22 protein-coding genes are annotated in these 22,459 nt (G+C 72.2%); 14 read left to right on the forward strand and 8 right to left on the reverse strand.

What is annotated here, in order from left to right; genetic code table 11:
* Positions 1–44 precede the first annotated feature (44 nt).
* Complete coding sequence (locus tag ABZS58_RS11055; protein WP_354780017.1) at positions 45–1,391, forward strand: FAD-binding oxidoreductase; 1,347 nt, start codon at positions 45–47, stop codon at positions 1,389–1,391.
* Here ABZS58_RS11055 and ABZS58_RS11060 read toward each other — a convergent pair.
* On the reverse strand, positions 1,334–1,831 hold the full coding sequence (locus ABZS58_RS11060; RefSeq protein WP_354780019.1) for a GNAT family N-acetyltransferase: 498 nt from the start codon (positions 1,829–1,831) through the stop codon (positions 1,334–1,336). The genes ABZS58_RS11055 and ABZS58_RS11060 overlap by 58 nt on opposite strands.
* Positions 1,832–2,044: 213 nt before the next feature.
* Between ABZS58_RS11060 and ABZS58_RS11065 the strand changes: the two genes are divergently transcribed.
* The 10 genes from ABZS58_RS11065 (at position 2,045) to ABZS58_RS11110 (ending at position 11,200) form a co-directional block, all read left to right on the forward strand.
* Complete coding sequence (locus tag ABZS58_RS11065) at positions 2,045–3,412, forward strand: TrpB-like pyridoxal phosphate-dependent enzyme (RefSeq protein ID WP_354780021.1); 1,368 nt, start codon at positions 2,045–2,047, stop codon at positions 3,410–3,412.
* Positions 3,409–4,413, forward strand: coding sequence for a DMT family transporter (locus tag ABZS58_RS11070; RefSeq protein ID WP_354780023.1), 1,005 nt, complete (start codon positions 3,409–3,411; stop codon positions 4,411–4,413). Before ABZS58_RS11065 ends, ABZS58_RS11070 begins: the two co-directional genes overlap by 4 nt.
* Complete coding sequence (locus ABZS58_RS11075; protein ID WP_354780025.1) at positions 4,410–5,972, forward strand: AMP-binding protein; 1,563 nt, start codon at positions 4,410–4,412, stop codon at positions 5,970–5,972. The genes ABZS58_RS11070 and ABZS58_RS11075 overlap by 4 nt, the downstream gene beginning before the upstream one ends.
* Positions 5,969–6,244 carry a hypothetical protein gene (locus ABZS58_RS11080; protein WP_354780027.1) on the forward strand — a complete coding sequence of 92 codons (276 nt, stop codon included), beginning with the start codon at positions 5,969–5,971 and terminating at the stop codon, positions 6,242–6,244. The genes ABZS58_RS11075 and ABZS58_RS11080 overlap by 4 nt, the downstream gene beginning before the upstream one ends.
* A 4-nt stretch (positions 6,245–6,248) precedes the next feature.
* Positions 6,249–6,623 (forward strand): ectoine synthase, encoded by a 375-nt coding sequence (locus ABZS58_RS11085; protein ID WP_354780029.1) that lies wholly within the window; start codon positions 6,249–6,251, stop codon positions 6,621–6,623.
* Position 6,624: 1 nt separating this feature from the next.
* Positions 6,625–7,809, forward strand: a complete 1,185-nt coding sequence (locus ABZS58_RS11090; RefSeq protein ID WP_354780031.1) for an acyl-CoA dehydrogenase family protein — start codon at positions 6,625–6,627, stop codon at positions 7,807–7,809.
* On the forward strand, positions 7,806–8,477 hold the full coding sequence (locus tag ABZS58_RS11095) for a transglutaminase family protein (protein ID WP_354780033.1): 672 nt from the start codon (positions 7,806–7,808) through the stop codon (positions 8,475–8,477). The genes ABZS58_RS11090 and ABZS58_RS11095 overlap by 4 nt, the downstream gene beginning before the upstream one ends.
* A gap of 147 nt (positions 8,478–8,624) precedes the next feature.
* Positions 8,625–9,629 (forward strand): ATP-binding cassette domain-containing protein, encoded by a 1,005-nt coding sequence (locus ABZS58_RS11100; RefSeq protein ID WP_354780035.1) that lies wholly within the window; start codon positions 8,625–8,627, stop codon positions 9,627–9,629.
* On the forward strand, positions 9,626–10,411 hold the full coding sequence (locus ABZS58_RS11105; RefSeq protein WP_354780037.1) for an ABC-2 family transporter protein: 786 nt from the start codon (positions 9,626–9,628) through the stop codon (positions 10,409–10,411). The genes ABZS58_RS11100 and ABZS58_RS11105 overlap by 4 nt, the downstream gene beginning before the upstream one ends.
* A gap of 3 nt (positions 10,412–10,414) precedes the next feature.
* Positions 10,415–11,200, forward strand: coding sequence for an ABC-2 family transporter protein (locus ABZS58_RS11110; protein WP_354780039.1), 786 nt, complete (start codon positions 10,415–10,417; stop codon positions 11,198–11,200).
* Here the strand turns inward: ABZS58_RS11110 and ABZS58_RS11115 are convergent.
* Positions 11,179–11,880 carry an NUDIX domain-containing protein gene (locus ABZS58_RS11115; protein ID WP_354780041.1) on the reverse strand — a complete coding sequence of 234 codons (702 nt, stop codon included), beginning with the start codon at positions 11,878–11,880 and terminating at the stop codon, positions 11,179–11,181. The two genes, ABZS58_RS11110 and ABZS58_RS11115, sit on opposite strands and share 22 nt — an antisense overlap.
* A gap of 77 nt (positions 11,881–11,957) precedes the next feature.
* Between ABZS58_RS11115 and ABZS58_RS11120 the strand changes: the two genes are divergently transcribed.
* The 3 genes from ABZS58_RS11120 to ABZS58_RS11130 all read left to right on the forward strand — a co-directional run bounded on the left by ABZS58_RS11120 (position 11,958) and on the right by ABZS58_RS11130 (position 15,252).
* Positions 11,958–13,070 (forward strand): SPFH domain-containing protein, encoded by a 1,113-nt coding sequence (locus tag ABZS58_RS11120; protein WP_354780043.1) that lies wholly within the window; start codon positions 11,958–11,960, stop codon positions 13,068–13,070.
* Positions 13,071–13,267: 197 nt separating this feature from the next.
* Positions 13,268–14,173 carry a hypothetical protein gene (locus ABZS58_RS11125; RefSeq protein WP_354780045.1) on the forward strand — a complete coding sequence of 302 codons (906 nt, stop codon included), beginning with the start codon at positions 13,268–13,270 and terminating at the stop codon, positions 14,171–14,173.
* A gap of 26 nt (positions 14,174–14,199) precedes the next feature.
* Positions 14,200–15,252 (forward strand): hypothetical protein, encoded by a 1,053-nt coding sequence (locus tag ABZS58_RS11130; RefSeq protein ID WP_354780047.1) that lies wholly within the window; start codon positions 14,200–14,202, stop codon positions 15,250–15,252.
* A 3-nt stretch (positions 15,253–15,255) separates the two neighbouring features.
* Here ABZS58_RS11130 and ABZS58_RS11135 read toward each other — a convergent pair whose 3' ends face one another.
* From ABZS58_RS11135 to ABZS58_RS11160, 6 genes are all read right to left on the reverse strand, one after another.
* On the reverse strand, positions 15,256–15,645 hold the full coding sequence (locus tag ABZS58_RS11135) for a nuclear transport factor 2 family protein (RefSeq protein ID WP_354780049.1): 390 nt from the start codon (positions 15,643–15,645) through the stop codon (positions 15,256–15,258).
* 96 nt (positions 15,646–15,741) lie between these two features.
* Complete coding sequence (locus tag ABZS58_RS11140; RefSeq protein WP_354780051.1) at positions 15,742–16,368, reverse strand: CE1759 family FMN reductase; 627 nt, start codon at positions 16,366–16,368, stop codon at positions 15,742–15,744.
* Complete coding sequence (locus ABZS58_RS11145; RefSeq protein ID WP_354780053.1) at positions 16,365–17,450, reverse strand: LLM class flavin-dependent oxidoreductase; 1,086 nt, start codon at positions 17,448–17,450, stop codon at positions 16,365–16,367. The genes ABZS58_RS11140 and ABZS58_RS11145 overlap by 4 nt, the downstream gene beginning before the upstream one ends.
* 215 nt (positions 17,451–17,665) lie before the next feature.
* A complete protein-coding gene (locus tag ABZS58_RS11150; RefSeq protein ID WP_354780055.1) occupies positions 17,666–18,706 on the reverse strand; it encodes a LacI family DNA-binding transcriptional regulator in 1,041 nt (346 codons plus the stop codon).
* A 97-nt stretch (positions 18,707–18,803) separates the two neighbouring features.
* Positions 18,804–20,105, reverse strand: a complete 1,302-nt coding sequence (locus tag ABZS58_RS11155) for a DUF1996 domain-containing protein (protein ID WP_354780057.1) — start codon at positions 20,103–20,105, stop codon at positions 18,804–18,806.
* An 82-nt stretch (positions 20,106–20,187) separates the two neighbouring features.
* Entirely contained in the window at positions 20,188–22,383 is a 2,196-nt protein-coding gene (locus tag ABZS58_RS11160) for a discoidin domain-containing protein (protein WP_354780059.1), read from the reverse strand.
* Positions 22,384–22,459: the final 76 nt, after the last annotated feature.

Consider the following 22,459-nt stretch of genomic DNA (forward strand, 5'->3'; position numbering starts at 1 on the left):
AAACGGACCTTACCGCAGGGTCCAATCCGCGTGAAGCTGAGTGCATGACGACGACAGGGACAGCAGAGGTGCTCCGGCCCGGCGACCGCGGCTACGACGACGCCCGGCAGGTGTGGAACGCGATGTTCGACCGGCGGCCGGCGATGATCGTGCGGTGCGGGTCCGCCCAGGACGTGGCCGCCGCCGTCCGCTCCGCCCGGGAGCGCGGCCTTGAGGTGTCGGTGCGGTGCGGCGGTCACAGCGCCGCCGGCTTCGGGGTCACCGACGGCGGCATGATGATCGATCTGACCCCGATGGGGCGGGTGAGCGTCGATCCGGTGCGGCGTCGCGCGTACGTGCAGGGCGGCGCGCTGCTGGGCGCCCTCGACGACGCCGTCCAGCGCTACGGCCTGGCGACCACCGCGGGCAACGTCTCGCACACCGGGGTCGGCGGCCTCACCCTTGGCGGCGGGATGGGCTGGCTCGCCCGGCAGCACGGCCTCGCCTGCGACAACGTGCTGTCCTACGACCTCGTCACCGCCGACGGGGAGGTGCTGCGGGTGAGCGACGGGGACCTGTTCTGGGGGCTGAAGGGCGGCGGCGGCAACTTCGGGATCGTCACCGGGTTCGAGTTCGCGCTGCACGACACCGGCACGTCGGCGCTCGTCGTGGAGGCCGTGTTCACCGGCGACGCCCGGCACGCGGCGATGCGCCGCTGGCGCGACGAGCACCTCACCGCGCCGCGGCAGGCGACGTTCACCGCGTCCAGCGGCCCCGGCACCCTCACCCTCGGCTACGTCTGGACGGGGCCCGGCTCCTTCTCGCCGGCGTTCGTCCAGGGTGGCGCCGTGACCCGGCAGCCCATGTCGTACCTGCGGCTGCAGCGCCGCGACGACACCTCGGGCCGGCACGCCCTGCGCCGGTACGGTCGCTCGCACTACCTCAAGTCGATGCCCGACGCGGCCGTCGACGCCTTCATCGCCGCCGGCGAGCACTGCGGCGCGGGCCTGCAGGGGTACGGCGGCGCGATCGCCGACGTGCCGCAGGACGCGACCGCGTTCGGCCACCGCGACACCATGTTCGAGTTCGGCGCCGGCACCTCGTGGACCGACCCCGCCCAGGACGACGACCGCCGGGCGGTGGCACGGGCCGCGGCGGCCCTGCTCGAGCCGTTCTCCGGCGGCGTCTACGTCAACTCCCTGGGTGACGAGGGCGCCGCGGGGGTGCGCCGCGCCTACCCGCCCGCGAAGCTGGCCCGCCTGACCGCGCTCAAGGACCGCTACGACCCGGACAACGTCTTCCACCTGAACCAGAACATCAAGCCGTCCCGGGACGCTTCACGCACCGGTTCTTGTCATACCCCGCAGGCCTGCGCGGCGAGGTCGGCGAGCGGCGCGCCGCAGAGCCGGTAGACGGCGATGTCCTCGCCGAGCACGGAGGGGATCTCGGCGCCGATCGAGCGGTAGTACGCGGCGGTCGGCTCGTTGGTGGGCCGCCCCCACCACTGCATGTGGCGGTAGCCGCGCTCGGCGCAGACCGCGGCGAGGGTGCTCAGCAGGGCGGTGTCGACACCGGTGCCGAGGGCGTCCTCGCGGATGTAGATGTCGTCGACGTGGATCGCGGTGCCGCGCCAGGTGCTGTAGACCAGCGCCCACAGGGTGTACCCGACGGCGTCGCCGGTCGTGTCGTCGATCGCGAGGTGGGCCCAGGCGACGGGGGCGGGTCCGAACAGGGCGCGGCCGAGCTCGGTCTCGTCGGTGCTGATCTGGTCGGTCGCCTGCTCACTGGCGGCCATGCCGTGCACCAGCGAGTGGAGCAGGCCGAGGTCGTCGGTGGTGACTTCACGGATCATGGCGGTCGTCCCTGCGCTCGGTCGCCCGGGACGGGTCCGTCGCGGGGGGTCGGAGCATTCACGGTGGCACATGGGCACTGGGGCTTCTCCTAGCATCGGCCGGAACTCCTACCCCCGCACGGGGTTTGGTGCCGAACATGAATCTCGTTCGGCGTCCATCTCGGGGCGTGGCCGCCGCGACCCTCCGGTCCATTGCGCAGAGAGGCGGCCTCGATGGAGGCGGTACGGTTCGATCTCAGCCCCTCGGAGTTACCCGAGACCTGGTACAACATGGCCGCCGACCTCGACTACGTGGCGCCGGCGCTGAGCCCGGCGACGGGCGGGCCGGTGACCCGCGACGACATGCTGCGCACGATGCCGGAGGCGCTGGTCGACCAGGAGCTCAGCCGGGAGCCGGAGTTCGAGATCCCGGGTGAGGTGCGGCAGTTCTACGCGCAGTGGCGGCCCACGCCGCTGATCCGGGCCCGCAACCTGGAGAAGGCACTGGACACGCCGGCGCGGATCTACTTCAAGTACGAGGGTGTCGGCCCGACCGGCAGCTTCAAGCCGAACTCGGCGATCCCGCAGGCGTACTACAACAAGCGGGCCGGCAAGTCGGGTCTGATCGCCGAGACCGGGGCCGGGCAGTGGGGCAGCGCGATCTCGTTCGCGGCGTCGCTGTTCGGCATGGACGCCAAGGTCTTCATGGTGCGGGTGAGCTTCCAGCAGAAGCCGCACCATCGCTCGCTGATGCAGATGTTCGGGGCGAGCTGCACGCCGAGCCCGAGCACGGAGACCGAGGCCGGGCGCGCGGTGCTCAAGGAGGACCCGGACTTCCCGGGCAGCCTGAGCGTCGCGAAGTCCGAGGCGTTGCAGGTCGCCTTCTCCGACCCGCGGTGGGGCTACACGCGCGGCAGCGCGCTGAACCATGTGTGCGCGCACCAGACGGTCATCGGTCAGGAAGCCATCGTGCAGATGGAGAAGGCCGGCGAATACCCGGACGTCGTGGTGGCGTGCGCGGGCGGCGGCAGCAACCTGGCCGGCCTGGCGTTCCCGTTCCTGCGGGCGCAGCTGCACGGCGGGCCGAAGGTGCGGCTGGTCGCCGCGGAGCCGGCCGCGTGCCCGTCGCTGACGCAGGGACGGATCGCCTACGACTTCTCCGACACCGCCGGGCTCACCTCGCTGACCCGGACGCACACGCTGGGGCACAAGTTCGTGCCGCCGCCCGTGCACGCCGGTGGGCTGCGGGCGCACAACATCGCCCCGCTGGTCAGCCGGGTCGTGGAGGAGGGCCTGATGGAGGCGGTCGCGTTGCGGCAGCGGGACTGCTTCGAGGCGGGGGTGCTGTTCACCCGGACCGAGGGCATCGTGCCCGCCCCCGAGTCGACCCACGCGATCCGCGCCGCGGTCGACGAGGCACTCCGGGCCCGCGAGGAGGGCGTGGCCAGGACGATCCTGTTCGGGCTCTCGGGGCACGGCAACTTCGACCTCAGCGCGTACGAGCGGTACCTCGGCGGTGCGCTCGCCGACGACAGCATCGACCCGCGGGCCCTGGAGATCGGGCGCGACAGCATCCCGGTGCTGGCGGGAGCGTCGTCGTGAAGAAGGTCAGCGCGCTGCAGTTCCTCGCCCTGGGGATCATCTGGGGCTCCAGCTACCCCCTGATCAAGCTCGCCGGCGAAGGGCTGAGCCCGGGCCAGCAGGTGCTGGGCCGCCTGGTCCTCGGATCGGCGGTGCTGGTGGTCGTGGCCGCCGTCACCGGGTCCCGGCTGCCACGGTTCGGGTTCGTGTGGGTGCACATCACCGTGACCACCGTGCTCGGCATGGTCGCCCCGTTCCTGCTGCTGGCCTGGGGCGAGCAGCACACCAGCGCCTCGATGGCCGGGGTGCTCACCGCGGCCACCCCGCTGCTGACCCTGGCCCTGGCCACCGTGCAGCTGCGCAGCGAACGGGCGACCGCGCGGCGCACGGCCGGGGTGGTCCTCGGATTCGCCGGGATCGTGCTGGTGATGGCGCCGTGGTCCGAGCTGGGCGGCACGATCGGCGGCCAGCTGGCCTGCCTGGCCGTCGCCGGGATCTACGCCGCGCACGCCGTGTTCGTCCGCAAGTTCCTCTCCGACCGGGGCATCCCGCCGGTCTCGTCGGCGACGGCCCAGACCCTCGTCGCGACGGTGCTGCTGGCCGCGCTGCAGCCGTTCCTCGGCTGGGACACCCCGTCGTCGGTCACCTGGCAGGTGGTGCTGAGCATCGTGTCGCTCGGCGTGTTCGGCACCGGCCTCGCGTACGTCCTCTACAACCGGCTGATCGCCGACATCGGCGCGACCGGCGCCTCCGCGGTGAACTACCTCGTCCCCTTCATCAGCCTGATCCTCAGCGCGATGTTCCTCGGCGAGGCGATCACCTGGAACGTCCTCGCCGGCGGCGTGGTGATCGTGGCGAGCATCCTGCTCGGCGAGGACCAGCTGCGGCCCGGCGCGTGGCGGCGACCGTCCGGTGCGGCGGAGCCTTCCGACGACACGGAGCCCTCCGACGACGTGGAGCCGCGGCGCACCCCGCAGCGGCCCGTCGCGGCGGCCGCACCGATGGTCCGGGAGGAGTCGTGACCAGCCTGCCGCCGGCCGACGCGGTGGAGGCCGGGCAGCCGGCGGCCGATGCCGCACCCGCCGGTCCGTCGCCGGCCGACGCGGTGCACGCCGGTCTGTCGCCGGCCGATGCCGCACCCGCCGGTCTGTCGCCGGCCGGCGCCGTGCACGCCGCGGCCCGGCTCGCGCCCGAGCGCGTCGCCGTGGTGCACCGCGGCGGCGGGACCAGCTTCGCCGAGCTCATCGCCGCGAGCGGGACCGCCCGGACGGCCCTCGACGCGCTCGGCCTGCCGGCCGGGCAGCCGATCGCGGTCCGCGCGGCGAAGTCGCCGCAGACCGTCGCCCTGATCCTCGCCTGCTTCGCCGCCGCCCGGCCGGTGCTGCTGCTCTCCGTCGACCTCGGCGCACAGGTGGCCGGCAACCTGGTCCAGCGGGCCGGGTGCGCCGGCGTCGCCGCCGCGACCGGCGACGGTGCCTTCGACTGGGTCCCCGCGCCGGTCCCGGCAGGCCCGCCGGACCTGCCGCCGGACACCTGCCTGATGCTGACCACGTCCGGCTCGACCGGCGTACCGAAGATCGTCCCGCTGACCGGCGCGGCGCTGGGGCGCTTCACCGGCTGGGCCGCCGACACGTTCGCGCTGGGCGCCGGCACCCGGGTGCTCAGCCACGCACCGCTGAACTTCGACCTGAGCCTGCTCGACGTGTGGGCCACCCTGGCGCACGGCGGCACCGTCGTCCTCGTCGACCCCGACCGGGCGGCCAACCCCGCGTACCTGCTGGACCTCGTGAGCACCACCCGGCCGCACGTGGTGCAGGCCGTGCCGATGTTCTACCGGCTGCTCGTGTCCGCCGCCGACGGCGGGCACACCGTGCCGGAGGTGCGGCACGTCGTGCTGACCGGTGAGCACACGCCGCCCACGCTGCGCGCCGCCCTGCCGGAGCTGTTCCCCGGCGCGGTCCTGCACAACGTGTACGGCTGCACCGAGACCAACGACAGCTTCATCCACTCGTTCGGCGCGGACGAGGCCCGCGACGGAGCGCCGCTGCCGCTCGGGACACCGCTGCCCGGCGTGCACGCCCACCTGGCCGGCGACGACGGGGAGCCCTTCGACGGACCCGGCACCGGCGAGCTGGTGGTGTCCACGCCGTTCCAGGCCGTCGGGTACCTGGCCGGCGACCGGTTCCCGGTCCGGGCCGGCCGCGCCTGGTACCGCACCGGTGACCTGGTCACCCGCGACGACCGCGGCCGGCTCGTGCTGGTCGGGCGCACCGACTTCCAGGTCAAGATCCGCGGCGTGCGGGTCAGCCTGGAGGAGGTCGAGCAGGTCCTGCTCGCCCACCCCGACGTCGCCGAGGCCGCCGTGGTCGCGTTGCCCGACGCCGCGGCCGGGGCCAGGATCTCCGCCGTCCTGCGGCCCCGCTCGTCCGGGCTGACCAGCCTGCAGGTGCGCACCTGGTGCGCGCAGCACCTCACCCGCGCCGCCATCCCCGCGGTCTTCGACCTGCGCAGCGCCCCGCTGCCGGTCGGCGTCACCGGCAAGGTCGACCGCGCCCGCCTCACGAAGGAACTGACCGCATGAGCCAGACACAGGAGATCAGCGAGTACCTCGTCACGCGGTACCTGCCCGGAACCCCGGCGGACGAGCTGCCCGCCGACTACGACCTGCTCGACAACGGTGTCATCGACAGCCTCAGCCTGCTGGAGCTGGTCGGCTGGGTCAGCGAGCGGTACGCCGTCGCCCTCGACCAGATCGACCTGAACCCGGACGACTTCCGTTCGGTGACGGCGGTCGACAGCTTCATCACCCGCAACACCCAGGGCAGCGACACCGTCGCGGCAGTGAAGGAGTGAGACCATGATCGTCCGGGACCAGAGCCAGGCCAAGACGGTCGACTGGGGCAACGGCCTGAGCCGCCGTTACCTGCTCGAGGCCGACAAGATGGGCTTCACCGTCTGTCACACCACGGTGCGCCCGGGCACCAAGTCGCGGCTGCAGTACCGCCGGCACCTGGAGGCCTGCCTGTGCATCCGCGGTACGGGACGGGTGGTCACCGCGGACGGCCAGGAGTACGAGCTCACCCCCGGTGTCCTCTACGCCCTCGACGAGCACGACGCGCACTTCCTCATCGCCGACCCGGACAGCGAGCTCGAACTGATCAGCGTGTTCAACCCGCCGCTGATCGGCGACGAGCGGCACTCGCTGGACGCCGACGAGTTCTCCCAGTACTGAGATGCTCTGGTCCCAGGAACAACAGGAGCTGCACGACGGCGTGCTCGCGGTCGCCGCGACACTGGGCTCGGACCACGTCGACCGCGACGCGGCGGGCACGTTCGACACCGAGGGCTGGAAGCGGCTCGCCGAGCTCGGCCTGTTCGGGCTGCCGTTCGGCGAGCAGTACGGCGGACTGGCCCAGGACCTGCCGACCACGATGTACGCCCTCGAAGCCCTCGGCACGGCGTGCCGCGACGGGGGCCTGAACTTCTCCGCGGTGACCCACCTGGTCAGCACCGGGGTGGCCCTGCACCGGTTCGGGTCGGCGCGGCTCAAGCAGCGGTACCTGCCGGACGTCTGCGCCGGCAGCATCATCGGGGCGCACGCCGTCACCGAGCCGGCCGGCGGCTCGGACATCACCCCCATGCGGACCACGGCGGTGCCCGACGGCGACGACTTCGTCCTCAACGGCAGCAAGGCGTTCGTCAGCAACGGGCCGATCGCCGACGTCATCCTCGTCTACGCCCGCACCGGCAAGCTCGGCAACCCGGCCGCGATCAGCACCTTCCTGGTGCCGCGCGGCACGCCAGGCCTCAGCGTCGGGCAGCCGGTGGGCAAGATGGGGCTGCGTACCTCGCCGCTGGCCGAACTGTTCCTCGACGACGTCCGGGTGCCCCGCGCGGACATGGTCGGCTCGCAGGGCGCCGGCCTGCTCATCCTCGACGCGGTGATGCAGTGGGAGATCCTCTGCGGCTTCGTCGTCAACCTCGGCGAGATGCAGCACCGGCTCGACCGCTGCGTCGCCTACGCCCGCACCCGGCGGCAGTTCGGCGAGCACATCGGCCGCTACCAGGCGATCTCGCACCGGATCGTCGACATGGGCACCGACGTGGAAACCGCTCGCATGTGGCTCTACACGACCGCCCGCAAGCTGGCCGCGGGCCGCACCGTGACCGCCGACGTCGCCCGCACCAAACTGATCGTCAGCGAGAGCAACGTGCGCTCCGCCCTCGCCGCCGTGCAGATCTTCGGCGGCTACGGCTACACGACGGAGTACGGGCTGGAGCAGGAACTGCGCAACTCGGTGTCCGGCACGATCTACTCCGGCACGTCGGAGATCCAACGGGAACGGCTCGCCGCCCTGATGGGCCTGCACCGGCCACTGGACGCGGCGCCGCGTCCGGAGAGGAGTCTCGTGCCGTGACGGCGGACCTGACGGCGCTCACCGAGCCCACCGAGTTCCTGGACCACGACCACCCCGTCGTGGCCGGTTTCGTCGGCAAGGCCCTGGCAGGCCTGGGTGAGGGCGCCACCGGCATCGACAAGGCGGTCCGGCTCTACTACGCCGTCCGCGACGGCATCCACTACGACGTCTACCACGCCGACCTGAGCCGCGCCGGCCTGACCGCCAGCGCCGTCATCAGCCGCGGCCGCGGCTTCTGCATGCACAAGTCCATCGTGTACGCGGCCGCGGTGCGCGCGGCCGGCATCCCCAGCCGCATCACCTACGGCGACGTGCGCAACCACCTCGCCTCGCCCCGGCTGCGCGACCTCGTCGGCGGCGACGTGTTCTTCCACAGCCTGACCACGGTGCACCTGGACGGGCGGTGGGTCAGGGCCACGCCGGTGTTCAACAAGCTGCTGTGCAAGCTGTACGGCATGGCACCGCTGGAGTTCGACGGCCGCGCCGACAGCCTCCACCACCCGTTCGACGGCGACGGCAGCCGGCACATGGAGTTCCTCAAGTTCTACGGCGACTTCGACGACGTGCCCTACGACCTGGTCATCTCGACCATGCGCAGCAAGCACCCCAAGTTCCTGTCCGGCGCGTCCACGACCCCGTCCGGTTCGCTGACCGCCGAGGCGCCCTAGCCGGGACCACCCACGGCCGGCGGTCCGTGCCGCGGACCGCTGCCGGGCGCCGGCACGATCCACCACGTGAGGCGGCGCACACGCAAGCGCGGGCAAGGAGCGGAAAACGGGTTAATACACGTCCCGAAGAAATACTAGGCTCCATCGATGGCACTTGTGGAGGCTCGGCAACTGACCAAGGTCTTCCGCAGGCCGGACAAGGATCCGGGGCTGCGGGGGGCCGTCAAACATCTCTTCGTGCGGCGGTTCGTGGACAAGACCGCCGTCGACCACGTCGACCTGACGATCGAGGCCGGTGAGGCCGTCGCGTACGTGGGACCCAACGGCGCGGGCAAGTCCACGACGGTGAAACTGCTCAGCGGCATCCTGGTGCCGACGTCCGGTGAGGTCCGCATCGACGGGCTGTCGCCGCAGAAGGACCGCATCGCGATGTCGCACAGGATCGGGGTGCTGTTCGGGCAGCGGACCCAGCTCTGGTGGGACCTGCCGGTGTCCGAGTCGCTCGCGGTGCTGCGCGACGTCTACGGCATCGACCACGGCACGTTCCGCAAGCGCATGGCCAGGTTCGAGGACGTCCTCGAGCTCGGGGAGGTGCTGCCGGTCCTCGGCCGGAAGCTGTCGCTCGGGCAGCGGATGCGGGCCGACCTCGCCGCGGCGCTGCTGCACGACCCGCCGGTCGTCTACCTCGACGAGCCGACGATCGGGCTCGACCTCGCCGTGAAGGACCGGGTGCGGGAGTTCTTCCGCACCGTGCGCGACGAGGGCACCACCGTCATGCTGACCAGCCACGACCTCGGCGACATCGAGGGCTTCTGCCGGCGGCTCGTCATCATCGACGAGGGCCGGATCATCTTCGACGGCGACCTGGAGGCGGTGAAGGACGCGTTCGCCCGCGAGCGGATCCTCAACGTGCAGACCGAGACCGCCGTGCCGCTCGACGACGTCCGCGCCGCGCTGCCCGGGGCGGCGATCGAGGCCGGGGAGACGCCGCTGCAGTTCGGGGTGCGCTTCGACCGGTTCACGATGACCGCCGGGCACGTCGTCGCGGCCCTCGCGCCCCTGGCCGGCCTGGTCGACTTCAGCGTCGACGAGCCGTCCATCGAGGACGTCATCCGGCGGGTGTACAGCGGGGAGCTGGTGCTGCAGCGATGAAGCCCTACCTCGCGCACTCGAGGGCGGCGGCGTTGAGCGCCCTCGCGTACCGCGGCAACTTCCTGCTGTCCCTCGGCGGCGTCGCGTTCCAGCTCATCGCGCTGCTCGCCGTCTGGGGTGTGCTGCTCAAGGACGGCCCGGTCGGGGGGTTCGCGTGGCCGCAGATGCGCGCGTACCTGGTCGTCGCGTTCGCCTCCGGCACCCTCGTCGGCACGTTCGTCGACTTCCGCATGTCGCACCGGATCCGGTCCGGGCTCGTCGCGCTCGACCTGGTGAAACCCGTCGACTACCAGCGGGCCCGGTTCGCCGAGACGGTCGGCGGGGTGTGGATCGAGGCCGTGGCCGTCGTGGCCGTCGTCGGCGTCACCGTCGCGGTCGGCGGGGCCCTCGCCATGCCGCCGGGGCCGATGCTGGCGCTGTTCGCCGGCAGCATGGTCCTGATCGTGCCGTTGAAGTTCGCCGTGTCGTACCTGAGCACCCTGGCCTGCTTCTGGACGGAGAACTTCGTCGGGGTGCTGTGGGCCCGGCAGGCCCTGACCGGGCTGCTGTCCGGTGCGCTGGTGCCGCTGGTGTTCTTCCCGGGCTGGCTGTCCACCGCGGCGCAGTGGTCGCCGTTCGCCGGGCTCACCTCCACCCCGGCGCTGATCTTCATCGGGCAGGCGTCCGGGACGCACGCGGTCCTGCTCGTCGCCACCCAGCTCGGCTGGGTCCTCGCGATGTGGTCCGGCGCCCGGCTGCTGTTCCGGCGGGGGCTGCGCCGGCTGACCGTGAACGGGGGCTGAGCGATGCGCACGATCCGTCTCTACGTCCGGCTGCTCGGCGCCCATCTGCGCTCGCTGCTGGAGTACGAGAGCGACTTCTGGATCATGATGGTCGGCACGGTCGTCATGCAGGTCGTCAACGTCGCCTTCCTCGCGGCGATCTTCGCGAAGGTCCCGCACATCAACGGCTGGTCGTTCTGGGCGGTCGTGGCGATGTTCGCGATGGTGGCGATCGCCGAGGGCGTCGGGTCGCTGTTCTTCGAGGGGATGTGGAACCTGGCCTGGCAGATCAACCAGGGCGACCTCGACTACATGATGGTCCGCCCGTATCCGGTGCTCCTGCAGGTCAGCAGCATGCAGATCGGGATCAACGGCCTGTCGAACATCGTGACCGGCGGGCTGATGCTCGGCGGTGCCCTGACCCACCTGCCCATCGCCTGGTCCGCGGGCCGGATCGCGCTCGCCGTGGTGGTCCTGGTGTCCGCGATCGCCATCAAGGTCGCCATCAACCTCGCGACGAACTCGGTGTCCTTCTGGATGCAGAGCCCGAGCCCGCTGTTCGCGTTCGCCGTGCACCAGGTCGGCGACCTGGCCCGCTTCCCGCTGTCGATCTACCCCCTGGCGCTCAAGGCGGCGCTGGGCTTCGCGCTGCCGTTCGCGTTCGTCAGCTTCTTCCCCGTCACGCTCGTGCTCGGCGGCGGCTCGGCGTGGGTGGGGCTGCTGACCCCGCTCGTCGCCGTCTACTGCGCCGCCGTCGCATGGTTCGTCTTCTCGCGGGGACTGCGCCGCTACGAGAGCGCCGGCAACTGACGGCTCTGGTCCGGGCGCAGCAGCGGCGGGTGCAGCACGGGGGCCGCCCCACGCGTGAACAGCTGCGCGGGGCGGCCCCGCTCGCCGGCGGTGGACCGGCCCGTCGCCTCGACGAACCCGTCGGTGGACGTCACCTTCCGGTGGAAGTTGCGGGGGTCGAGTTTCGTGGCCCACACGGCCTCGTACACCTGCCGCAGCTCGGCGATCGTGAACTCCGGCGGGCAGAACGCCGCCGCGAGGGGCGTGTATTCGAGCTTCGCCCTGGCCCGCTCGACCCCGTCGGCGAGGATGCGCTCGTGGTCGAACGCGAGCGGTGGCAGCCCCTCGACCGGCACCCAGTCCGCGGCGGCGGCGTCGCTGCCCGCCCGCGGTGACGGCGCGTCCGGCACCAGGGCGAGGTAGGCGACGGTGACGACCCGCCCGCGCGGGTCCCGGTCCGGCGCGCCGTAGCTGCCGAGCTGCTCCAGGTGGCCCGCGGCCGCCGCCTCCGCGGGCAGCCCGGTCTCCTCGGCGAGCTCGCGTCCGGCGGCGTCGGCGAGGTCCTCCTCCGGCAGCACGAAGCCTCCGGGCAGCGCACGGCCGCCCTCGTACGGCGGGATCGCCCGGCGGATCAGCAGCACGCTGAGCGCGCCGTCGCGGATCGTCAGCATCACCAGGTCGACGGTCACGGCGAACGTCATGTATTTATCACCACATTGACGAGAAAGTGTGACGACGTATATCGTCAATGAGACGATAACTCATCCAGGGGGCCGACATGGCAGACGTGACCACCCGCTTCTTCCTGCGCCACCTGCGCGGCGCGCCGACCTCGTGGGTCCGCCACCACGTCAAGGGCAAGGTGCGGCACGAGGGCGTCGGCCAGTCGTTCTACTACCGGCAGCTGACCGCCGTGCTGTCCGAGGTGCCCGTCGACGACCGCGAGCTGCCGCTGCTGTTCCACGCGCGGACCGCCGACTTCGCCGACGTCACGGTGCAGGCGACGGTGACGTATCGGATCAGCGCCCCCGACGTGGCGGCCTCCCGCCTCGACTTCTCCGTCGACCCGAGGGCCGGCACGTGGCGCGCGCAGCCCCTCGACCAGGTCGCCACCCTCCTCGCCGAGCTCGCCCAGCAGCCCGCCATCGACCTGCTGGCGCGGCTGTCGCTCACCGACGCGCTGACCGCGGGGATCGCCCCGGTCCGGGAGGCGGTCGCGGAGGCGCTGAGCGGCGACCCGCGCCTCACGGACACCGGCGTCAGCGTCGTCAGCGCCCGCGTCGTCGCGATCCGCCCCGAGCCCGACCTGGAGCGGGCGCTGCAGACCCCGACCCGGGAGGCGGTGCAGCAGGACGCGGACCGGGCCACGTACGCCCGCCGGGCCCGCGCCGTCGAGCAGGAGCGCGCGATCGCTGAGAACGAGCTGCAGAGCAGGATCGAGCTGGCCCGCCGCGAGCAGCAGCTGGTCGAGCAGCACGGCGCCAACGCCCGCCGCAAGGCCGAGGTCGACGCCGCGGCGGCCCTGGTCGCGGCGCAGGCCGTGGCGGAGCGGGAGCAGGTCGCGGCGACCGCCGCCGCCGAGCGCTCGAAGGTCACGGCCGTCGCCGACGCCGAGCGGGCCCGGCTCACCGCCGCCGCCGAGGCGGACGCCGACCGGGCCCGCACCGAGGCACGGGCCGAGGGGGTCCGGGCCGTCGGGCTCGCCGAGGCCGAGGCGGAGGCCGCGCGGCTGGCGGCGTACCGGGACCTGGCGCCCGCCGTCCTGCAGGCCCTCGCGCTGCGCGAGCTCGCCGGGAACCTGCCCGAGATCGGCCAGCTCACGGTCACCCCGGACGTGCTGACCGGTCTCGTCGACCGGCTCGGCGGCCGCGCGCTCGGCGGGCCGGCATGATCGCCGTCTCGAGCCGGTCCGTGATGGCCCGCCGCTGGTCCCTGCCGCACCGGACCCTGCGCGCCCGCCACCGCCGCACCGTCCGCCGCCGGCCGGGCTGACCGAACCCGTGATCCGGAGGACCTTGTGCACCAACAGCCGCACGAGGTCCTCCGGAGCACGGACAACACATCGGAAAGGACGCATGTCATGAGCGCATGGGCAGGACCGTCGTGAGCACCCTCGCTCCTCGCGTGGTGCTGGTGTCGCGGCGCAGTGAGCTCGACGAGCTCCTCGCCCGGCACGGCACCCGCGCCGCCGCCGCGTACTTCCTGCGCCAGCGCGGCCGCGACCTCGACGACGTCGCCGCCCGGCACGCCGCGCAGCAGGCGGCGCTCACCACCGCCGGCGCGGCCGTGCCCGCCGACTGGCGCCGCGGACACCTCGACCGCGGCGACCTGTCGCGCTTCCTGTTCGCACCCGAGGACGTCATCGTCGCCGTCGGCCAGGACGGTCTCGTCGCGAACGTGGCGAAGTACCTGGACGGTCAGCCCGTCATCGGGGTCGACCCCGCACCCGACAGGAACCCTGGCGTGCTCGTGCGCCACCCGCCGCGAGCCCTGCGGGAGCTGCTGCGCGACCTGCCCGGCCTCCCGGTCCAGGACAGGACGATGGTGTCCGCGACGCTCGACGACGGCCAGGAGCTCCTCGGCCTCAACGAGGTCTACTTCGGGCACGTCACGCACCAGTCGGCGCGCTACACACTGTCCACATCGGACGGCTCGAGGGAGCGCCACTCCTCGTCCGGGGTCGTCGCCGGCACGGGCACCGGCGCCACCGGATGGTGCTCCTCCATCGCCCGGCAACGATCGGACGCGCCGGTGCCGCCGGCGCCCGGCGAGTCCGCGCTGACCTGGTTCGTCCGTGAGGCGTGGCCGTCCCCGGCGACCGGCGTCACGCTCACCAGCGGCCGGCTCGACGGCACCGGCACCCTGGAGCTGACGAGCGAGGGCGAGGGCCTCGTCGTGTTCGCCGACGGCCTCGAAGCCGACCGCCTCGACCTGTCGTGGGGGCAGCGGGTCACGATCGGCGTCGCCGCAAGAAAACTGCGTCTCGTCATGTGACCTGCGGTGTGACACCATCTGCGGGCATGATCCGTGAACGGCTGCACGACCACGCGGTGCTGCTGCACCGCCAGGGCAAGGACGACCCGCTGCCCGCAGGTGGCGAGCCGTTCCCCGACGACCAGCGCCCCCGCACCCCGATCGGCCGCGACGCGCGGCGGGTCGGCGCGGACGTCGCCGCCATCCTCGACGCGCACTTCGCCTCGCCGGCCGCGGCGCCCAGAGCGCTCATCGGGGCGTTCGACAAGGTGTACGTGCCGGCGACCGACAACGAGCACGTGGCCGCCGCCGCGCTGCGCGCCGGGCGCAAACGGGTCCGCCGGACCGGCCGCTGGCTGGTGCGCTTCGGCGTGGACCGGCGCGAGGTGGCCGTCGGCCTGGCCCTGCTCGGCACCGAGGCGACCGTCTCCGACAAGGACATCGAGCTGATCCGCACGATCGGGCTGCTGTCCGCGGAGTTCGGCGCCCTGGCCGTCGAGTCGCTGCGCCAGCGTGGCGACGCGGGCGTCGAGGCGCTGCTGTGGCTCGCCGCGCGCACCACCGGCTGGGGCCGCGTCCACGCCGTCGAGGCGCTGTGCACCGTCGCCGTCCTGCCCGAGGTCCGCGACTGGCTGCTGCGCCACGCGTGCGCCGGCGACGACCTCGACGCGGTCATCGCGGGCGCGGTCGCGACCGCCGCCCACCTGCACGCCGCGATCATCGCCGACGAGGCCGACGACGAGCTCGTCGACCACACGGGGGCGCTGCTGCGGGCGATGGCCGACGGCTCGGCGCAGGGCACGACGCTCGCGGACTACCCGCCGGCCCGCTACGTCCTCGCCGCGTACGCCCGGCACCTGGCCCGGCAGAAGCCGACCTGGGCGCGGTACGCGACCGCCGCCGTCATCGCCGACCGCATCGCCCACCTGGAGCCCGAGGACCTCGGCTGCACGAAGAAGGAGCGGGAGCGGCTCGTCGAACGGTTCGAGAAGATCCTCCGGCAGCGCCGCTGGCGGGCGACCGTCCCGCGCCGCAAGGCCAAGGCCTCGAAGGCGAAGGCCAGGTCCGCCGCCCGGCGCCGCACGGCCCGCCGGCGCTAGCGCTCAGGCCGGGATGCGTTCCGCGAGCGCCGCGCGGGACGGCGGGGCCGGGAACGGGGACGCGAAGTACTGGGTCTCGTGGGTGACCCGCCCGCCGGCGAACTCCATGATGCTCACCGAGTGGGCCGGGGCGCCGTCGTAGGTGATGACGACCTCGCTCACCCAGAGGGCGCCGCCGCCGCTGACGCGCAGGACGGTGAAGTGCCGGTCGGCGGGGTGGGCGCCGCGCTGGGCGGCGATCGTGGCGCGGCCGCGGAAGCGTTCACCCGACTGGGGGTAGTCGAGGATCGCGTCGTCGGCGTAGATCGCGTGCTCCGCCTCGAGGTCGCCCGCCTCCGACGCGCGCCAGTGTTCCTCGATCGCCGTGCCGGTCCGCCGGTCGTCCGTGTCCATCCGCTGCTGGTTCCTGTCCGTCGGCTGGTCGTTCGCGGCGGACTTCCCCGGACCGGGACGATCAACCGTCGTCCCGGTCTCCAGGTGCGGAGCGCGTCAGAGGCGCAGGTCGCCGGTGACCGCGCGCCCCTGGCCCGACAGGAGCGCGTCGAACGAGGTGGTCAGCGCGAACGGGTCCGCCACCACCGGCGACTCCCGGCGGCCGGCGAGGTCCGCGAGCTCCCGCCCGGCGCGGTCGATGCGCCGGTGCAGGGTCGCGTCGCCGCCGGCGGCCCAGTCCTCCGTCGCGGCGAACACCGAGGTCGGGGCCACCACCGCGTGCAGGTACGTGAACAGCGGCCGCAGCGCGTGCTCCAGCGCGAGGGAGTGCCGGGCGGTGCCGCCGGTCGCGCCGAGCAGCACCGGCTTGTCGGTGAGCACGTCGTCGCCGAGGACGTCGAAGAAGGACTTGAACAGCCCGCTGTACGAGGCGTTGAAGATCGGCGACACGGCGATCACCGCGTCGGCGGCCGCGACCGCGTCGATGACGTCCTTGAGCGCGGGCGCGGGGAAGCCGGTCAGCACGTGGTCGGTGATCGCGTGCGCGTGGTCGCGCAGCTCCACCACCCGCACGTCGGTGTCGACGCCGAGCTCCCGGACGGTCGCGGCGGCGAGCCGGTCGGCGAGGAGCCGGGTCGACGACGGCCTACCGATCCCGCCGGTGATCACCACGAGGCGCTTCATGCGTCAACCTCCACGAGAGAAGCCTTCAGGGACGCGTGCGTGGGGGCGTCCGGCACATGGGCGGGGCGGCCGACGGCGAACTCCTTGCGCAGCACGGGCACGACCTCCTCGCCGAGGATGTCGAGCTGCTCCAGGACCGTCTTCAGCGGCAGGCCCGCGTGGTCGAGGAGGAACAGCTGCCGCTGATAGTCGCCGACGTACTCCCGGAAGGACAGCGTCCTGTCGATGACCTCCTGCGGGCTGCCGACGGTCAGCGGGGTCTGCGCGGTGAAGTCCTCCATCGACGGGCCGTGCCCGTAGACGGGGGCGTTGTCGAAGTACGGCCGGAACTCCCGCTTGGCGTCCTGCGAGTTCCTGCGCATGAACACCTGCCCGCCGAGCCCGACGATCGCCTGGTCGGCGGAGCCGTGCCCGTAGTGCTCGAAACGCTGCCGGTACAGGCCGACCATGCGCTGGGTGTGCTCCTTCGGCCAGAAGATGTGGTTGGCCAGGAAGCCGTCGCCGTAGAAGGCGGCCTGCTCGGCGATCTCCGGGCTGCGGATCGACCCGTGCCACACGAACGGCGGCACGCCGTCCAGCGGGCGCGGGGTGGCGGTGAAGCCCTGCAGCGGCGTGCGGAAGTTGCCCTCCCAGTCCACCACGTCCTCGCGCCACAGCCGGCGCAGCAACGCGTAGTTCTCCACAGCCAGGGCGATGCCGTTGCGGATGTCCTGGCCGAACCACGGGTACACCGGCCCGGTGTTGCCGCGCCCCATCACGAGGTCCACCCGGCCGTCGGCCAGGTGCTGCAGCATCGCGTAGTCCTCGGCGATCTTCACCGGGTCGTTGGTGGTGATGAGCGTGGTCGCGGTCGACAGCTGCAGTTTGCTGGTCCTGGCCGCGATCCAGCCGAGCATGGTGGTCGGCGACGACGGCACGAACGGCGGGTTGTGGTGCTCGCCGAGCGCGAACACGTCCAGCCCGACCTCCTCGGCCTTCAGCGCGATCGTCACCATCGCCTTGACCCGCTCCGCGTCCGTCGGCACCCGGCCGGTCGTCGGGTCCTGGGTGACGTCACCGACGGTGAACACTCCGAACTGCATGGCACACGCTCCAAGCTTCCTGGGTCTGACAGGCACTGGAACATAGCTGCCGAGTCAAACATTCCGCCGGTGAACTATCGCACGGCGCGGATGCCCGCGATGTGACCCGCACCACGCTACGATCCGGCCCCAGCCGGCGCGCAGCCGGCGCGGTGCACCCGCACGCGGCAGCCCCGGGACAGGGGAGCTCATCCCGGGCAGCCTGTCGACGGCGGTCAGGCGGAGGCGCGGAGGATGAGTTCCGGGTTGAAGATGACGGAGCGCGGGGAGCGGCCGGGTTCGCGGATGCGGGTGAGCAGGAGCTGGGCCATCTCGCCGGCCATCTCCTCGACCGGCTGGCGGACGGTGCTCAGCTGGGGGTGGCACTCCAGGGCGGCGGTGCTGTCGTCGAAGCCGATCACGGCCACGTCGCCCGGGACGGTGCGGCCCGCCTCCTGGATGACGCGCAGCGCACCGTCGGCCATCAGGTCGTTGGCGACGAAGACGCCGTCCACCTCGGGGTGCGAGGCGAGCAGGGCGCGGGCCGCGCGTTCGCCGCCGCCCCGGGTGAAGTCGCCCTCGACGTAGGGGGCCTCGGCCTGGCCGTTGGCGGCGACCGCCGCGCGGAAGCCGGCGAGGCGGTCCTGGGCGGCGGGCATGTCGAGCGGGCCGGTGATGGTGGCGATGCAGCGGCGGCCGAGTGCGGCGAGGCGGTCGACGGCCATGCGGACGCCGGCGCGCTGGTCGACGTCGACGTAGCTGGTGTGCACGGGCCGGCCCGGGCGGCAGGACAGGACGCAGGGGACGCCGAGGTCGACGAGCTGACCCGGGAGCGGGTCGTCGACGTGGCTGGAGATGAGCAGGGCGCCGTCGACGTGGCCCTGGCGCAGATACCGCATGACGTGCTCCCGGGCCGGCGGGTCGGCCAGGAAGATGACCAGGTGGATGCCGAGCGGGCGGAGGACCTCCTGCGCGCCCGCGGTGACCCGGCCCAGGTACGGGTCGGTGAAGGTCCGCGTGAGGAACGGCGTCTCGTAGCCGCGGTTCTCCGGCTCGGACACCACGAGGGCGATGGAGTCGGTGCGGCGGGTCACGAGGGAGCGGGCCGCGAGGTTCGGCACGTAGCCCGTCGCGGCGATCGCCCGCTCGACGGTGCGCCGCAGCTCGGGGTCGACGGTCTGCACCCCGTTGATCACGCGGGAGACCGTGGCGCGGGACACCCCGGCATAGTTGGCGACCTGCTCGAGGGTCGGTGGTCGCGTCTCGCTGCCCGTCATGAGTCTCACGGTAGATCGTGCCCCCGCGCGGTGAGAAAAGGGAGCCGTGGATGGACGGCGGCACAGGCACGTCCATCCACGGCCGGTTCCTAGATACTTACGCGCGCCCGTCGGCGCCGCACTTGACCTTCAGGCGGATGCAGTACGACACGCGGCGGTCCATCTCGGCCTGCGGCCAGGCGTTGAAGAAGTCGCCGTGCATGGTGAACCCGCGGCCCGAGCTGAGCCGGATACGCGCCGGGTCACCGTTCACCGGGTACCGCAGGACCTGCCGCAACTTGGGCACCGGCACCGGGTGGGTGGACGGGCAGCCGCCGTTGACGGGGTAGGCCATGTGGCTCTTGTGGTCGGCCGAGTCCAGGTCGCGCCCGTTCCAGCACTGCGGGAAGTCCAGGTACGACTCCAGCATCGAGCCGGCCGGACAGTTGATGAAGTCCTTCCCCGCGCCGGCCTCGTTGTGGTGCAGGCAGGACCAGCGGGAGATGGTGGTCGCGTCGGGAGCGGTCGCCTTGGCGTTGCCGGCGACGATCCGCAGCCCGAAGGGCAGCGACTGGGTCTGCTCGCGCACGGCGTCGCTGACCCCTTCACCGAGGTAGTAGAACGTGGTGATCACCGGCTCGACCGGGTTGTTGTCCCAGTACAGGGTCGGCACCCAGTACGAGGACTTGTCGACGGCCGGGTTGCAGTTGCTGGGGCCGTTGGCGAGGTCGTCGACCGTCGAGTTGCCGTTGGTGACGGTGCTGCCGAAGAAGCTGTGCATGTGCGACGCGCCGGGCAGGCCGGGGAAGACGATCGGGTCGTCCGGCAGCCGGTGGCTGAACGGGCAGTCGGCGAGGAACTCCGCCACCCGGACCGCACCCGGCGGGATGGTGGTCGGGTTACTGGTGGGCGGCGTGCTCCCACCCGTCCCGAACACCTGGAACTCCCACAGCGACACGCCGTACTGGGTGGCCCGGCGGGTGGTGTTGAGCTTCACGTACCGCCCGGTTCCGGACACGTTGAGCGTCTGCACCCCACCGGTGCCGTTGACGGTGGTGTTGATCGTCGTCCACGAGGTGCCGTTGGCCGACGTCTGGATCGTGAAGTCGCGGGCGTACGCGGCCTCCCAGTTGATGACCACCTGGGTGATCGTGGCGGGCGCGCCCAGGTCGACCTGCAGCCACTGCGGGTCGCTGAACGCGCTCGACCACCGGGTGCCGGGGTTGCCGTCGACGGCGTTGGCCGCCGACGACCCCCCGTTCTCGGCCGAGGAGGCCGTGACCGGCTTCCCCTGCGAGATCGGGACCTCCGCGGCGTCGGCGACGCCACGGGTGGCCGCGTACGTGCCGACCAGTGCGGTGAGCGCCAACCCGACCAGCAGCTTCCTGGTCAGGCCCCTCCCCAGGACCCGGGCGCTCATGCCGTCGCCTCCGCTGCGCTCCAGCGCCGGCCTGAGCCAATACTGCACCCATGGTGAGCGGCCCAACCGCTCCGCTGGCCGCTCACTTGTAGACCCGCACGTAGTCGACGTACATCCGGGACGGGAACGGCGTGGTCGCGTCGATCGGGCCCGGGAAGTCACCGCCGACCGCGAGGTTGAGGATCAGGTAGAACTGGTGGTCGTAGACCCACGGGCCACGGGTCGTCTCGACGGTGTCCTTGTTGGCGACCAGGATGACCTGGTTGTCGACGCGGAACGTCATCTTCGTGCTGTCCCACTCGGTCGAGTAGACGTGGTAGTCCAGCGACAGGTCGACCGTGGTGATCTTCTGGCCGTAGCCGCCACCGCCGTTGTAGGCCGGCGCGTGCAGCGTCGAGTAGATCTCGTTGGTGTTGCGGCCGAGGATCTCCATGATGTCGATCTCGCCGTTGTACGGCCAGGGGCGGCCGGTCAGGAAGTCGGTGCCCATCATCCAGAACGCGGGCCAGAGGCCGTTGCCCTTCGGGACCTTGATCCGGGCCTCGACGCGGCCGTACTGGGTGGAGAACTTGTTGCTGGTGTTGATCCGGCCCGAGGTGTAGTCGCGGCCGCCGAGGGTCTGCTTGCGGGCCTCGATGACCAGCGAGCCGCCCTGGATGGAGGTGTTCTCCAGGTTCGTGTAGTACTGGATCTCACCGTTCTGGCCGGTGCCCGGGTCGATCGTCCACTTGGACGTGTCGACGTTGGTGCCGGTGTTGAACTCGTCGGACCACACCAGGTTCGTCGCCGGGAAGATCGGGTCGGCCGGGTTCGCCGGCGGCTGGACCGGCTGGCCGCCGGTGCCGAAGACCTTGAACTCCCACAGCGAGTAGCCGTAGCCGTTGGAGCGCTGCGTGCCGTACATGCGCACGTAGCGGCCGGAGCCGTTGACCGTCAGCGTCTCGCGGTAGCCCTTGCCGGTCGTGGTGGTGTAGATCGGCGTCCAGTTGGTCGCGTCCGCCGAGGTCTGGATCTGGTACGACACGGCGTACGCCGGGTCCCACTGCAGCACGACCTGCTTGATCTGCGCGGTCGCGCCGAGGTCGACGTAGATCCAGCCCGGGTCGACCCAGCCGCCCGTCGGGTTGGTCGCCCAGCGGCTCGCCGGGTCGTTGTCGAACGCCTTGTCCGGCGTGCACGGGTTGCAGTTCGTGTCGTTCTGCGAGGTCGACGCGAACGCCGGCTTCTTGTACGACAGCAGGACGTTGTTGCCGTTCGGCTGGCTCGGGCTGCTGCTCGGCTGGCTCGGGCTGTTGCTCGGGCTGCCGGGCACGTCGTTGGACGTCGACGGCACACCGTTGACGCGGACCTGGAACTCCCACAGCGAGTAGCCCCACTGGGTGGCCCGGGCGGTGCCGTTCATCCGCACGTAGCGGCCGCTGCCGCTGACCGGGATCGTCTGCACGCCACCGGTCGAGCCGGTCGCGGTGTGCACCGTCGTCCAGGTGGTGCCGTTCGTGGACAGCTGGATGGTGTACGCGGTCGCGTACGCCGCCTCCCAGTTGAGCGTGACGCCGCAGACGGCCTGCGTGGAGCCGAGGTCGACCTGGACCCACTGCGGGTCGCCTGCCGCGCTGGACCAGCGGGTGCCGAGGTTGCCGTCGAAGGCGGACGCCGCGGGGGTGCCGGCGTTCTCCGTCGACGAGGCGCTGGCGGCCTTGCCGAGGGCGGCGTTGGCGGTGCTGCACTGGCCGGGCGTGGTGGACCCGCCGAAGACCTGGAACTCCCACAGCGAGACGCCGTACTGCGTGGCGCGGGCGGTGGTGTAGACCCGCACGTACCGGGCGGTGCCGCTGACGGTCAGGCTCTGGTTACCGCCGGTGGAGGTGGTGGTGCTGTAGACGTTCGTCCAGGTCGACCCGTTGGCGGAGGTCTGGATCTGGTACGCCGTCGCGTACGCCGCTTCCCAGTTGAGGGCGACGCGGGTGAGGGTCTGCGTGGCGCCGAGGTCTACCTGGATCCACTGCGGGTCGCTGGCGGCGCTGGACCAGCGGGTGCCACCGTTACCGTCGGTGGCGCTGGTGGCGGGGGTGCCGGCGTTCTCCACGGACGACGCGGTGGTGGGCTTGCCCTGCGACAGCAGGGTCTCAGCGGCGTCGGCCCGGGTCACGACCACGACGATGTAGGTGCACAGCATCGCGGCCACCGCGGTGGCGATGGCGCCGGCGCGCAGGGTGCGCCGGCCGGTCGTAAATCGTGAGAGACGTCGATGGCCGGGGGCGGGTGCCGACCAAGGCATAGGGAGCTCCATTCATGTCGCTCGGGTGACCAGTGTGTTGCGGAGGGATGAGAGAGCGCTCTCTCATCCGGTCACT

It is taken from the genome of Dactylosporangium sp. NPDC005555 (assembly GCF_040605635.1).
In the GTDB taxonomy this organism is placed as follows: domain Bacteria; phylum Actinomycetota; class Actinomycetes; order Mycobacteriales; family Micromonosporaceae; genus Dactylosporangium.